The 12,777-nt window shown below is 53.7% G+C and carries 15 protein-coding genes and 1 riboswitch; all 15 genes read left to right on the forward strand.

Translation table 11 applies throughout. The annotated features are described in order from the left end of the window. Positions 1-8: 8 nt before the first annotated feature. A complete protein-coding gene (locus tag IE163_RS12165; RefSeq protein WP_189433267.1) occupies positions 9-995 on the forward strand; it encodes an ABC transporter permease in 987 nt (328 codons plus the stop codon). 47 nt (positions 996-1,042) lie between these two features. Then, a complete protein-coding gene (locus IE163_RS12170; protein WP_189433234.1) occupies positions 1,043-1,909 on the forward strand; it encodes an ABC transporter ATP-binding protein in 867 nt (288 codons plus the stop codon). Continuing rightward, entirely contained in the window at positions 1,906-3,201 is a 1,296-nt protein-coding gene (locus IE163_RS12175) for an NAD(P)/FAD-dependent oxidoreductase (protein WP_189433235.1), read from the forward strand. The genes IE163_RS12170 and IE163_RS12175 overlap by 4 nt, the downstream gene beginning before the upstream one ends. A gap of 21 nt (positions 3,202-3,222) precedes the next feature. Then, entirely contained in the window at positions 3,223-5,772 is a 2,550-nt protein-coding gene (nirB, locus tag IE163_RS12180; protein WP_189433236.1) for a nitrite reductase large subunit NirB, read from the forward strand. Next, positions 5,769-6,152, forward strand: a complete 384-nt coding sequence (gene nirD / locus IE163_RS12185) for a nitrite reductase small subunit NirD (RefSeq protein WP_189433237.1) — start codon at positions 5,769-5,771, stop codon at positions 6,150-6,152. The genes nirB and nirD overlap by 4 nt, the downstream gene beginning before the upstream one ends. A 47-nt stretch (positions 6,153-6,199) precedes the next feature. Beyond that, positions 6,200-6,478: riboswitch (molybdenum cofactor riboswitch) on the forward strand. Further along, positions 6,467-7,438: a GTP 3',8-cyclase MoaA gene (moaA, locus tag IE163_RS12190; protein ID WP_189433238.1), complete on the forward strand. Its 972-nt coding sequence runs from the start codon at positions 6,467-6,469 to the stop codon at positions 7,436-7,438. It overlaps the preceding riboswitch by 12 nt. 5 nt (positions 7,439-7,443) lie before the next feature. Continuing rightward, positions 7,444-8,034: a molybdenum cofactor guanylyltransferase gene (mobA, locus tag IE163_RS12195; RefSeq protein WP_189433239.1), complete on the forward strand. Its 591-nt coding sequence runs from the start codon at positions 7,444-7,446 to the stop codon at positions 8,032-8,034. Further along, a complete protein-coding gene (locus tag IE163_RS12200; RefSeq protein ID WP_189433240.1) occupies positions 8,021-8,560 on the forward strand; it encodes a molybdenum cofactor synthesis domain-containing protein in 540 nt (179 codons plus the stop codon). The genes mobA and IE163_RS12200 overlap by 14 nt, the downstream gene beginning before the upstream one ends. A 1-nt stretch (position 8,561) precedes the next feature. Further along, on the forward strand, positions 8,562-9,080 hold the full coding sequence (moaC, locus tag IE163_RS12205) for a cyclic pyranopterin monophosphate synthase MoaC (RefSeq protein ID WP_189433241.1): 519 nt from the start codon (positions 8,562-8,564) through the stop codon (positions 9,078-9,080). Then, positions 9,077-9,328, forward strand: coding sequence for a MoaD/ThiS family protein (locus IE163_RS12210; RefSeq protein ID WP_189433242.1), 252 nt, complete (start codon positions 9,077-9,079; stop codon positions 9,326-9,328). Before moaC ends, IE163_RS12210 begins: the two co-directional genes overlap by 4 nt. 1 nt (position 9,329) lies before the next feature. Next, on the forward strand, positions 9,330-9,779 hold the full coding sequence (gene moaE / locus IE163_RS12215; RefSeq protein WP_189433243.1) for a molybdopterin synthase catalytic subunit MoaE: 450 nt from the start codon (positions 9,330-9,332) through the stop codon (positions 9,777-9,779). Between the two features lie 3 nt (positions 9,780-9,782). Then, positions 9,783-10,553: a molybdate ABC transporter substrate-binding protein gene (gene modA, locus IE163_RS12220; protein WP_189433244.1), complete on the forward strand. Its 771-nt coding sequence runs from the start codon at positions 9,783-9,785 to the stop codon at positions 10,551-10,553. Positions 10,554-10,557: 4 nt separating this feature from the next. Beyond that, positions 10,558-11,256, forward strand: a complete 699-nt coding sequence (gene modB, locus IE163_RS12225) for a molybdate ABC transporter permease subunit (RefSeq protein WP_189433245.1) — start codon at positions 10,558-10,560, stop codon at positions 11,254-11,256. Beyond that, positions 11,256-12,458, forward strand: a complete 1,203-nt coding sequence (modC, locus tag IE163_RS12230; RefSeq protein ID WP_189433246.1) for a molybdenum ABC transporter ATP-binding protein — start codon at positions 11,256-11,258, stop codon at positions 12,456-12,458. Before modB ends, modC begins: the two co-directional genes overlap by 1 nt. Before the next feature lie 41 nt (positions 12,459-12,499). After that, the gene (locus tag IE163_RS12235) at positions 12,500-12,670 is read left to right on the forward strand and encodes a helix-turn-helix domain-containing protein (RefSeq protein ID WP_189433247.1); all 171 of its coding nucleotides are present in this window, start codon (positions 12,500-12,502) and stop codon (positions 12,668-12,670) included. Positions 12,671-12,777 lie beyond the last annotated feature (107 nt).

Raw genomic sequence — 12,777 nt, forward strand, 5'->3', positions numbered from 1 at the left:
GTGACATGATGACAGCTATTCCTTCGCAATGGTCACGGGTACGCCGCTATTTGCCGGGCCAGCCGCAGCTGACAAACTGGCTGAAACAAAGTCTGCTATCAGCTGCCGGTATACTGGTATTTGTGCTGCTGTGGCAGCTGCTGGCCAGCCAGATTAATACCTCACTGGGCAGCTTTCCCGGGCCAGTGCAGGTAGCGCAGCAATGGTCTGGCTTAGTGGCTGAGCATAAAGCAGAAAAAGCACGGCAAGCCGCTTTTTTTCAGCGCCAGCAAGAGCGTAACGCTGCGACTTTGGCCGCCAACCCGGATGCAGTGGTCACGCTGCGGCCCTATAACGGCCGGCCAACCTTTTTCAGCCAGATTTTTACCAGTTTATACACTGTGCTGACCGGCTTTATATTGGCCTCCCTCCTGGCAATACCGGCTGGTATTGTTATCGGGCTAAGCCCCAAGCTTTACAGTGCCTTTAACCCGCTTATTCAGTTGTTTAAACCGGTATCGCCGCTGGCTTGGTTACCGTTGGTGACTATTTTGGTCAGCGCTCTGTATCAAAGCGAACAGCCGCTGTTTGCCCGCTCGTTTTTGGTGTCGGTTTTTACCGTTACCCTCTGTTCGCTGTGGCCCACCCTGCTTAATACCATTGTTGGCGTCAGTAATATTTCGCCCGATCTACAAAACGTCAGCCGGGTGTTGCAGCTGAACTGGTTTACCCATGTCCGGCGCATCGTGCTGCCCTCGGCAGTGCCGATGATTTTCACCGGCCTGCGCTTATCGCTCGGTATTGCCTGGATGGTGCTGATCGCGGCTGAGATGCTGGCGCAAAACCCCGGCCTTGGCAAATTTGTCTGGGATGAATTTCAAAATGGCTCGTCCGACTCGCTTAGCCGCATCTGTGTCGCAGTGCTGGTGATTGGGCTGATTGGCTATGCACTGGATCGGCTGATGTTGCAACTGCAGCAGCGGGTGAACTGGGATAAAAGCGCCACGCTTCGATAACAGATGAGTGCGCTAATAACTACTGCGCAAACCAGGGAGATATACCAATGCAAAAATCGCATTTAGAACTCAGCCAGCTGGGTATTAGCTTTCCAACGCCAAAGGGCCCCTTTGTCGCGCTGCAAAACGTAAATCTGGAGATTGGCAAAGGCGAATTTATCAGCCTGATTGGCCACTCTGGCTGCGGTAAATCAACGGTGCTTAATCTGGTGGCGGGCTTACTGCAGGCCAGCACGGGGGGCGTTATTTTAAACCAGAAAGAAGTGAATGCCCCAGGGCCAGAACGCGCTGTGGTGTTTCAAAACCACTCGCTGCTGCCCTGGCTTAGCGTCTATCAAAATGTGGAGCTGGCAGTAAAGCAAGTATTTCGTGGCCAGAAAAATAAACAAGAAATGCGTGACTGGATTGAGCATAACCTGGCGTTAGTGCAAATGAGCCATGCCCGGGATAAGAGGCCAGCAGAAATTTCCGGTGGCATGAAGCAACGGGTGGGCATTGCCCGCGCCCTGGCGATGCAGCCGCAAGTGCTGTTAATGGACGAGCCCTTTGGCGCACTGGATGCGCTGACCCGCGCCCATCTGCAAGACTCGTTAATGGACATTCAGGCGCAATTAAATAACACCGTCATTATGATCACTCACGATGTCGATGAAGCCGTGCTGTTATCCGACCGTATCGTGATGATGACCAATGGCCCCGCGGCCACCATTGGCGAAATTTTGCAAATTGAGCTGCCAAGGCCACGTAACCGCATTGCGCTGGCCGATTGCGCCACTTACAACCACTACCGCCACGAAGTGCTGAGTTTCCTGTACGAGAAGCAGCGCAAAGTAGAAGTATTGGCCAAAGCAGAGCCACTAAAAGCTGCGGTTAATACAGCAGAGGCGTTGGCGGCAAAGGAGAAACGGGCATGACAGAGGCAGAGCTGATTATTATCGGCAATGGCATGGCCTGTCAGCGTTTACTGGCAGAGCTGGTGCAGCAGCCCAACCGGCCAGCACGCATAGTGGTATTTGGTGCTGAAGCTAAACCTGCCTATAACAGAGTGCTGTTATCCAGCCTGTTAAGCAATGAGCTGCCCGACAGTGCTGCTGAACTGGTAAGCCCTGACTGGTACGCCCGGCACAATATTGAGCTGATTTGCGACGATGCTGTGGTATTGATTGAGCGTGAGCGTAAATTAGTCATCAGCCAGCATGGCCGTTACTGCCGTTATCAGCAGCTGGTACTGGCCTGCGGTGCCCTGCCGCTCACCCCCACTTATGCCACAGACAGCAAGGGTAATTTACAGCCTGACATTTGCCATTTTCGCAACTGGCAGGATTTAGCCACATTGCGCCTGGCCGGCCAGCAGCGACAACATGCAGTAGTGGTCGGTGGTGGTTTTCTCGGGCTGGAAGCCGCCGAGGGCCTGCGAAAATTGGGCATGCAGGTAAGCCTGCTGCAGCGCGGTGCTTACTTACTAAACCGCCAGCTTGACGCCACTGCCGCTGGTTTACTGCAACAGCAACTGATTGAGCGCGGTTTAACTATTCTGACCAGCAGTGAAATCAGCCGCCTTCACTATGGTCGCAACCCTTTGCAGCATGACCAGTTGCTATCGGTCACGCTAACCAGTGGCCGGCAGCTCAAAGCCGATTTAGTGGTGCTGGCGCTCGGCATTAGCCCCAACATCAGCCTGGCGCAGCAGGCCGGGCTTAGCGTTAAGCGTGGCATTTTGGTCAACAGCCACTTACAAAGCTCAGATCCCGCCATTTATGCATTGGGCGAATGTATTGAGCTTAACGGCGAAACCTTTGGTTTAATCGCGCCCATTAACCAGCAGGCTACCCAGCTGGCGCAAACCCTGTGCGGCACACCTGCGGCCTATTGCAGCGAGCTCGCCGCAACCCAGCTGAAAATAAGCGGCATAGCGCTAAGTTCCTGCGGTGATATTGCCGGCCTTGGTGCTAACCCCGCCAGTTTTGATGCCTGCACAGACTATCTGGATGCTGAATTTAATGAATACCGCCGTTTATGGTGGCGCGGGCCTTATTTAGTCGGTGCTGTGCTGTATGGCGACACCCGCCTGAGCCAACAACTTAGCCAGTTGATTAACCAACAACAGCCTTATTATGGCTGTCGCAGCAGCTTATTGCTGGGCCTGATCGACAGCGCTGCGGCAGAGCGCGCCGCTGTCAACGAACCACAACAAAATGCCGCCTGACGGAAAAATGGGAGCAAGACGATGACAACAAGCATAACGAAACAGTTGCTGGTAATCGGCAATGGCATGGTGGGCCAGCATTTTATCGAGCAGTTTTTAAACCAAACTGAGACAGCGCAATGGCAGCTAACGGTATTTGCCGGCGAGGACAGGCCCGCTTACGACAGAGTGCATTTATCCGATTACTTCAGCGATGGCAATGCCGCCAAACTACAACTGGTCGCAGACAGCTTCTACGCCGAAAACAAGGTCACGTTAAAATTAGACGAGCCGGTACTGGCCATTGACCGCGCTGCAAAAACAGTTACCACCGCTAAGGCGCGTTACTGTTATGACAAGCTGGTGCTGGCCACCGGCTCTTACCCTTTTGTACCGCCCATTGCTGGCAATGATAACCAGCACTGTCTGGTGTATCGCACCATTGCTGACCTTGAAGCGATCAGAGCCAGTAGCAAAGGCGCCCGTACCGGTGTGGTTATAGGTGGCGGCTTGCTGGGCCTGGAGGCGGCCAATGCGCTGAAGTTGCAGGGTTTAGAGGCTCATGTCGTGGAGTTTGCGCCGCAATTAATGCCGGTGCAGCTGGATAAAGACGGTGGCGAGCTGCTGCGCTGTAAAATTGCGCAGTTAGGCGTTAGCGTACATACCGACAAAGCCACCAGCAGCATCAGCGCGGGCAGCGAGCAGCGCTTGCAGCTGAATTTCAGTGACGGCACTGTGCTGCAAACCGATTTAATTGTCTTTTCCGCCGGGATCCGGCCGCAGGACTCATTAGCAAAAGACGCGGGGTTAGAGCTTGGCCCGCGCGGCGGCATTGTCATTAACAACCAGTGCCAAAGCAGCGATGCCGATATTTATGCCATTGGCGAGTGCGCATTATGGCAAGGCCAGTTATTTGGCTTAGTGGCACCCGGTTATCAGATGGCGCGTACCGCTGCAGCAGTGCTGACTGGCGATAACAGCCAGAGCTTTAGCGGCGCTGATATGTCAACCAAGCTAAAACTACTCGGTGTTGATGTTGGCTCTATCGGCGATGCGCATGGCCGCACGCCCGGTGCCATTAGTCTGCGTTATCGCAATGATTTACTGGGCGAGTACCGCAAATTAGTGCTAAGCGCAGATGGCAAACAGCTGCTGGGGGCAGTACTGGTGGGCGATAACAGCTATTACGACAGCCTATTGCAGTATGCACTAAATGGCATTGCTTTGCCTGCCGATCCACACAGCCTGATCCTGCCGCAAAGCAGTGGCAAACCGCTGCTCGGCCCGGCTGCCCTGCCCGCTACCGCCACCCTGTGCTCTTGTCATAACGTCAGTAAGGGGGCGATTTGTGCGGCGCTGGATAATGGCGTACAGGATTTGGCCGGCATTAAAAGCTGCACTAAGGCTGCCACCGGCTGCGGCGGCTGTGCGGCACTGTTAAAAAGCGTGGTCGAGCACGAACTCACTGCCCGCGGTGTCGCGGTAAGCTCAGATCTGTGCGAGCACTTCAGCTACAGCCGCCAGCAGCTGTACCATCTGGTACGGGTGGATGGCCTTAAAACCTTTAACGAGCTGATCAGCCGCCATGGCCGTGGTCACGGCTGTGAGATCTGTAAACCGGCGGTGGCCTCTATTCTGGCCAGTTGCTGGAACGAGCCGGTACTGGCCAAACCGCATGTGGCGCTGCAGGATACCAACGACACCTTTTTAGCCAATATGCAAAAAAACGGCACCTACTCAGTGGTACCGCGTATTCCCGGCGGCGAAATTACTCCGGCCATGCTGATCAGCATCGGTCAGGTGGCCGAGCAATATCAGCTGTATACCAAGATCACCGGCGGCCAGCGCATCGATTTATTTGGCGCGACGCTGGATCAGCTACCGCTGATCTGGCAGCAACTGATCGACGCCGGCTTTGAAACCGGCCACGCCTATGGCAAGTCGCTGCGTACAGTAAAATCCTGTGTTGGCAGTACCTGGTGTCGTTATGGCGTACAGGACAGTGTCAGCATGGCGATTTTGCTGGAGAACCGCTACAAGGGCGTGCGTGCGCCGCACAAAATTAAAATGGCAGTATCGGGCTGCACCCGCGAATGCGCCGAAGCCCAGAGCAAAGATGTTGGCGTGATTGCCACCGAAAACGGCTGGAACCTGTATGTCTGTGGTAATGGCGGCATGAAACCGCGTCATGCAGACTTATTTGCCACCGATTTGAACGACCAGCAGTTGCTTAGCTATATCGATCGGCTGCTAATGTTTTATATCAAAACCGCCGATCGCCTGCAGCGCACTGCCACCTGGATGAATAACCTCGAAGGCGGCCTGGACTATCTGCGCGAGGTGATTATTAACGACAGCTTAGGCCTTTGCGCTGAATTGGAAGCGCAGATGCAACTATTGATTGCCAACTACCAGTGCGAATGGCAAACCGTGCTGAACGACCCTGTGCAGCGCGCCCGCTTTAACAGCTATGTCAATGCTGCCGCACCCGCACGCAGCGACTTTGGCTTTGTGCCAGAGCGCGGCCAGCTTATTCCCAGCCGCCAGCTTAACATCAACGTTTCCATAGAAAGTAAGGAGACCAGCCTATGAGCCAGCTTGCCCATGCCTTAGAGAGTCAGCCCAGCTTACAACAGCAGGCGGTAATATTATGCCGGCAGCAAGACTTAGTGCCCTTTTCCGGGGTGGCTGCGCGTTTTGCCGAGTACGCGATAGCACTGTTTTACCTGCCCGGCGAAACGGTAGAGCTATATGGCCTCAGCCATATCGACCCGGTTACCAAAGCGCCGGTAATGGCTCATGGCCTACTGGGCGAAACTAAGGGCGAGTTTTATGTCGCGGCGCCATTACATAAACAACAGTACCGGCTCAGCGACGGCCAGTGTTTAAGTGATAGCGCACTGACATTACAGGTATTTAAGGTGCAACTGCTGGATGGTCAGGTGTACTTACTACCCCCAACGGAGTACTAAGTCGCCCCTTAATGGCAATAACAATAAGGACGCAAAGCTTTTAAGCTTATATCCACAACACCGAGCTACCGGCTCTAAACCTGATAATCGTGTACCCAGGGGTCGATACCCTATGGATTTCGACATGCACGTAGGCGGCAAGACCGTTCATCCCCATGAGCTTAGCGCGACTAAGTGATTGGGGTGAACGGGTGCAGCCAACACCCGTGCAGGTTGAAAGACGACGGGTATCAGGAATGAGCAGGATGCCGTGGCACTAACGCCACCGGGTAAGTCTGGAAACGGCCTTACCTCCCCACTTGGAAAGGTGAATTATGTTAACTGACGCCTATGCGCGCCGCTTTAGTTATTTGCGGCTGTCTGTTACTGAGAGCTGCAATTTTCGCTGCAGCTATTGCCTGCCCGATGGCAATGACTGCGACTCACGCTCTGGCGAGCTTAACCTGACTGAGATCCGCCGTTTAGTGACCGCCTTTGCCAAACTGGGTACCCGTAAGGTACGCATCACCGGCGGCGAGCCCTCATTACGTAAGGACTTAACCGAGATTATCGCCACCTGCAAAGCGGTGCCCGGTATTGAAAAAGTGGCACTCACTACCAACGGCTATCGCTTACAGCGCGATGCACTGGCCTGGCAGCAAGCCGGGCTGGATGCGGTAAACGTCAGCGTGGATAGCTTAGATGCCGATACTTTTCATCTCGTCACCGGCCAGGACAAGCTAGCGGACATCTTAGACGGTATAGCGCATGCTAAAGCCATTGGTATTAAGCAGGTAAAAATAAATACCGTGCTGTTAAAGCAGCATAATGCGCTGGCCCTGCCCGATTTTCTTAGGTTTATTCAAAAGCAGGATATTGCGCTGCGCTTTATTGAGCTAATGCGCACGGGTGATAATGCCAATTTTTATCAGCGCCAGCATCTAAGTGGTGCCAGTATTCAGCAGCAGTTAGTCGCGCAGGGCTGGCAACTGAACGCCAAAGCTAACACCGACGGCCCGGCGCTGGAGTATTCACACAGCGACTACCAGGGCCAGCTCGGCCTGATAATGCCCTACAGCAAAGACTTTTGTGCCGATTGCAACCGGCTTAGGGTATCGAGCACCGGCGCGCTGTATTTATGCCTGTTTACCGACAATCATCAGGACTTGCGCAGCCTGCTGCAAAGCGATGACAGCGCGCCGGTGCTGCGTTTTTTACAACAGGCAGTGCAAGGCAAAGCCTTCAGCCATCAGCTGGCGCAGGATTATAGCGGCAGCACCCGCCATTTAGCCCAGATAGGTGGCTAAGCGCTATGAAAAAAACAGTGACAAAAACAGTGACAAAAATATCACCCTTTAGCGCCTTGATTTTAGCCGGTGGTCAATCCAGTCGTATGGGCCAGGATAAAGCGCTGCTTAACCTTAACGGCCAGAGTTTGCTAGCACATATGCAGCAATTGGCGTGGGATAGTGGCGCCGCAGAAGTGCTGATTAGCCGCAACCAGCCAGGCTTTATAGCCGATCAAACTCAGCAACAGGGGCCCTTAGCCGGTATTCTAGCGGCACTTGAGCACTGTCAAAATGCACAGCTACTGGTGTTGCCAATAGATACGCCCTTACTGAGCGTGTTTAGTTTGCAGCGTCTGCTGCAACACGCTGGCGCCAGTGCGGCCTGCTTTGCCAATAGCCCGCTACCTTGCGTGCTGCCGGTAAACCCAACACTCAGCGCCCTAATTCATCAGCTGCTGCAAAACGGCCAGCGCTCGGTTAAAGCGCTGTTAGCCCAGCTTAACGCCGTATCCCTGCCAGTCCCGACTACTGAGCTATTAAATACCAATACGCCGCAAGACTGGCAGCTTTGCCTGAGTTTACTTAATACCGGAGAGCATTATGCCCAGATTTGATTTAAGCCAGTTTTATCCGCTAACGATAGCGGTACTTACCGTATCGGACAGTCGTAACGCTGATAACGACAGCAGCGGCGACTTGCTCTGTCAGTTGCTGCAGAGCGCTGGTCACCAAGTAGCAGAGCGGACCTTATTACCGAACAACAAATATCAAATACGTGCTGTGTTAAGTCAGTGGATTGCCAGCGATATGGTACAGGTGGTGCTGCTTAACGGCGGTACGGGTTTCGCCGCAGGCAATTGCAGCGTTGAGGCCATAACGCCACTGCTGGACGACACAGTACCGGGCTTTGGTGAGCTATTCCGCCAGTTATCCTTTAACGAGTTAGGCTCAGCCGCACTGCAATCCGGCGCCCTGGCGGGGTTAGCCAATGGCACCTTGCTGTTTGCCATGCCAGGCTCTGGCGGCGCTTGTACGCTTGCCATGCAACAACTGATTTTACCGCAATTAGATGGCAGAACCGGCCCCTGCAACTTTGTTGCCCATATTAAAAACAGCCCAAGCCAACGCTGTGGAGCTTAAGATGACAGCATCGCTAACCCATTTAGAGCTAACCCATTTAAACCTTACGCATCTTGATAAGAGCGGCGCCGCAGCCATGGTCGATGTAAGTGCCAAGCACGCTACAACCCGGCTGGCCCGCGCCGGTGCGCTGGTGCAAACCACGCCGGAAGTAGTGCGTTTAATAGAGCAAGCCTTACTGAAAAAAGGCGATGTACTGGCCACTGCGCGCATTGCCGGCATTATGGCAGCGAAAAAAACCAGCGAGCTCATTCCGCTGTGCCACCCGCTACTGCTCAGCAAAGTAACGGTAGATTTTGAACTACAGCCCGAACAGGGCCAAATTAGGGTTGAAAGCAGCTGTTTACTAAGTGGTGTAACCGGGGTGGAGATGGAAGCGTTAACTGCGGCCAGTGTCGCGGCGCTGACCATTTACGATATGTGTAAGGCAGTGGATAAAGCCATGATTATCAGCGATATCCGCCTGTTGGAAAAAACCGGCGGTAAGTCGGGGCATTATATGTTGGAGACGGAACAATGATAAAAATCCTGTTTTTCGCCGCCCTGCGCGAGCGGCTTAACTGCGAACAATATTTGCTTAGCTGCGATGGCCATCTATTAAATGTGGCTACGGTGCTTAAACAACTGCAAAGCCGCAACAGCGTGTGGCAGCAAGAACTAAGCCGGGCCGATTTACTCTGTGCGGTAAACCAGCAACTGGTGCCACTAACGGCCGACGTACAAGACGGCGATGAGCTGGCGCTTTTCCCACCGGTTACTGGTGGTTAGCATGAGCATCTTTATTGCAGTACAACGCGATGATTTTTGCGTCGCCAGCGAATATGACGAGCTGCGTTGTCATGCCGCCTGTGGTGCTGTCGTCATCTTTAGTGGCCTGGTACGCGAGCTTAGTAACAACAGTTTGCACAGTATGACACTGGAGCACTATCCCGGCATGACCGAGCAGGCGCTTAGCGCTATTGCTGAACAAGCACAGCAACGCTGGCAGCTTGGCGCGGTAAGGATTATTCACCGGGTGGGTACCCTTAAACCCAACGCACAAATTGTCATGGTTGGCATTGCCAGCGCGCATCGCGCTGCCGCTTTTGCCGCCTGCGAATATATTATGGATTACCTGAAAAACCGCGCGCCGTTCTGGAAAAAAGAACATACCGCAGAAGGTGATTACTGGGTTGAGGCGAAAGCCAGTGACAAGCAAGCACTGGCGCGTTGGGAGTAACCTATGATCCGGGCTTTATTGCTGCTTTGTATTATCTTCGCCTTACCGGTTTATACCAGCGAAAAGCTGACCATAGCCGCAGCCTCTGACTTACGTTATGCACTGGATGATATCATCGCGCTATTTCAGCAACAGCAGCCAGCAGCCGAGGTCCGGGTTAATTATGGCTCCAGTGGCAAAATCAGCACTCAAATCCGCCATGGCGCGCCCTATGATGTATTTTTCTCGGCGGATATTCAGTTTCCTGAGCAGCTTTATGCTGAAGGCCATGCCGTCACTCAGCCACAGCTTTATGCCCTTGGTCGAATTGTGCTGTGGAGCCCGCGGCAGAATATGGCGGGTATTGACCTGTCGCAACTGGCGAAGTTGAATTTTCGCCGCCTGGCCATCGCTCAGCCTGCCCATGCACCTTATGGCCAGCGCGCCAAAGAAGCGCTGCAAGCTGCCGGGGTGTGGGCCGCAGTAGAACCAAAACTGGTGTATGGCGAAAATATCGCCCAAACCGCGCAACTGGCGCAAAGCGGCGGTGCCGATATAGCCATTATTGCCCTGTCGCTAGCCAAGTTTCCGGAGTTAGCCAAGCAAGGGTATCAACTTATTCCGGCAGAGCTGCATCAGCCACTCACGCAGGCTTATGTCATTACCCGCCATGGCGCTGATAACAGCACTGCGCAAAAGTTTACTGCCTTTATGACTAACAAAGCGGTGCTAGCTATTATGCAAGGCTATGGCTTTGAACTGCCAACCAGCGAACCGCAAGGCGAGCAGGACTAGCGCCATGCCAGAGCTTTTCCTCGCCCTTAGCCCCCAAGACTGGCAAGCCATCCAGCTCACCTTAAAGCTGTGTTTATATACCACCCTTATTTTATTGCTGCTGGGTACACCACTGGCCTGGTGGTTATCGCTGAGCCAAAGCAAGCTGCGCACCGCTATTCAAGCGATCGTAGCGCTGCCGTTGGTGTTGCCGCCCACAGTGCTGGGTTTTTACTTGCTGCTATTGCTGGGGCCACATGGCGCCGTAGGCAGCACGCTGGAACAATTGGGGTTTACGCATCTGGCGTTTAGTTTTAGCGGCATTTTAATTGGCTCGGTGATTTACTCGCTGCCTTTTACCGTGCAGCCTTTGCTGGAAAGCTTCCGCCGTATGGGGCCAAGGCCACTGGAGGTAGCCGCAACTTTGGGTGCATCTAAGCTCGACCAGCTATTTAGCGTAGTACTGCCGCTGTGTCGCGGCGGTTTTATTGTTGCTGCTACGCTGACCTTTGCCCATACGCTGGGCGAATTTGGGGTGATTTTAATGCTCGGCGGCAGTATTCCCGGCGAAACCCAGGTGCTTTCCGTGCTGATTTACGATCACACTGAAGCGATGAATTATGCCCAGGCGCATCAGTTATCACTGGGCTTATTAATCGCCGCCTTTGTGGTGTTATTTATTGTATATGGTTTAAACCGGCGCTTTGAGCGGGGGACTGTCTGATGGCAATACCCGGCACTGAGCATCTGCATAACCCGACAACCAGCAGCAGTTGGTGGCAACGGCTGGGCTGGCACGCCAATGCCAAAGCTAACAATCAAGCTAGGCACTCTACCCCGGCCAGCAATGCCCCAAAATCGCTTAGGGTTGCCCTGCAATTGCAGCGTGGTGCTTTTAGTCTTGAACTGAATAACTGCCTGCCACTGCAAGGCATTACCGCCTTATTTGGTCGCTCCGGCTGTGGCAAAACCACCCTGCTCCGCGCCATTGCCGGGCTGGATCGCCATGCCGGGGCACAGGTGCAGTTTATTGATACGGTCTGGCAACAGGGCAACACTTTTTTGCCAGTGCATCAGCGCCGTATAGGCATGGTGTTTCAAGAAAGCAGCCTGCTGCCGCATTTATCGGTGAAGCAAAATCTGTTGTATGGCTTTAACCGGCTGGCAAAGCATATTGATGTACACCTTAAACCAGAGCAGGTAACTCAATTACTGGAACTGGCACCTTTGCTACAGCAAGCCCCCGAGCAGTTATCCGGCGGCCAGCGCCAGCGCGTGGCACTGGGCCGCGCCCTGCTAAGCCAACCACAGTTATTGCTGTTGGATGAGCCGCTGGCCTCTTTGGACCAGCAAAGCCGAGGGGAAATATTGCCGTTTTTACAGCGTATCGCTAATACCACCGGCATACCTATGCTGCTGGTCAGCCACCAGCTGGACGACGTGGTGAAACTGGCCGATCACCTGGTGCTAATGCAACACGGCCGCATTCACAGCCAGGGCCCGCTACAGCAGCAATTACTGCAACCCGAACTCGCCGCCATCGGCGCTATGTCGCTATTGCATGCACAAAGCCACGGTAGTAAACACCACCTGCTTAAGCTAAGCATTGGCCAGCAGCAGTTGCAGCTGCCAGCGCCACTACCTGCCAACACAACAAGCTATTCCCCCACGTCGTACCGCTTACGTATTCAGGCCCGCGATGTTGCGCTTAGCCTTAAGCCAATTAGCGACAGCTCGGTGAGTAATCAGTTACAAGTCAGCATTAGCGGGTTTAGTCCCGCCCCGCACCCGGCTGAGACGTTGGTAGAGCTGGAACTTGAAGGCCAGCCGCTGCAGGCGTTGCTAACAACACAGTCGGTTGAGCGCTTGGGGTTGCAGATTGGACAGCGGGTATTTGCGCAGATAAAAGCGGTGGCGTTGGATTAGGTCCGGTTTACTATTTGTAAATCTTAGACCCAGGTATAACCATGCTGCGACTGCTGATAGATCAGCACAGCCTTACCCAAAGTGATTTTCTGCAGGAAATTGATGGTAAATCGCTGGTATCGCAAATACTCAGTGGCAAGCGCTCGCTAACGCTCGGCCATATCCGCGCTTTATCCAAGCGGTTTGGTATACCAGCGGCAATGTTTGTTTGATTAATTCGAGGTAAAGTTGAACGGCAGTTATGAGCGCAGGCTGTGTAAAAACTCAATATTTCCTGACTTTTGATCAGGTCAATCCCGAGCATCGGTAAAATTCTGCT

It is taken from the genome of Alishewanella longhuensis, from assembly GCF_014653435.1.
Taxonomy (GTDB): domain Bacteria; phylum Pseudomonadota; class Gammaproteobacteria; order Enterobacterales; family Alteromonadaceae; genus Alishewanella; species Alishewanella longhuensis.

Excerpts from the sequence above, each read along its gene's own strand:
- IE163_RS12165 (WP_189433267.1), top strand. The coding sequence starts at position 9 with ATGACAGCTATTCCTTCGCAATGGTCACGGGTACGCCGCTATTTGCCG.
- IE163_RS12170 (WP_189433234.1), top strand. The coding sequence starts at position 1,043 with ATGCAAAAATCGCATTTAGAACTCAGCCAGCTGGGTATTAGCTTTCCA.
- IE163_RS12175 (WP_189433235.1), top strand. The coding sequence starts at position 1,906 with ATGACAGAGGCAGAGCTGATTATTATCGGCAATGGCATGGCCTGTCAG.
- nirB (WP_189433236.1), top strand. The coding sequence starts at position 3,223 with ATGACAACAAGCATAACGAAACAGTTGCTGGTAATCGGCAATGGCATG.
- nirD (WP_189433237.1), top strand. The coding sequence starts at position 5,769 with ATGAGCCAGCTTGCCCATGCCTTAGAGAGTCAGCCCAGCTTACAACAG.
- moaA (WP_189433238.1), top strand. The coding sequence starts at position 6,467 with ATGTTAACTGACGCCTATGCGCGCCGCTTTAGTTATTTGCGGCTGTCT.
- mobA (WP_189433239.1), top strand. The coding sequence starts at position 7,444 with ATGAAAAAAACAGTGACAAAAACAGTGACAAAAATATCACCCTTTAGC.
- IE163_RS12200 (WP_189433240.1), top strand. The coding sequence starts at position 8,021 with ATGCCCAGATTTGATTTAAGCCAGTTTTATCCGCTAACGATAGCGGTA.
- moaC (WP_189433241.1), top strand. The coding sequence starts at position 8,562 with ATGACAGCATCGCTAACCCATTTAGAGCTAACCCATTTAAACCTTACG.
- IE163_RS12210 (WP_189433242.1), top strand. The coding sequence starts at position 9,077 with ATGATAAAAATCCTGTTTTTCGCCGCCCTGCGCGAGCGGCTTAACTGC.
- moaE (WP_189433243.1), top strand. The coding sequence starts at position 9,330 with ATGAGCATCTTTATTGCAGTACAACGCGATGATTTTTGCGTCGCCAGC.
- modA (WP_189433244.1), top strand. The coding sequence starts at position 9,783 with ATGATCCGGGCTTTATTGCTGCTTTGTATTATCTTCGCCTTACCGGTT.
- modB (WP_189433245.1), top strand. The coding sequence starts at position 10,558 with ATGCCAGAGCTTTTCCTCGCCCTTAGCCCCCAAGACTGGCAAGCCATC.
- modC (WP_189433246.1), top strand. The coding sequence starts at position 11,256 with ATGGCAATACCCGGCACTGAGCATCTGCATAACCCGACAACCAGCAGC.
- IE163_RS12235 (WP_189433247.1), top strand. The coding sequence starts at position 12,500 with ATGCTGCGACTGCTGATAGATCAGCACAGCCTTACCCAAAGTGATTTT.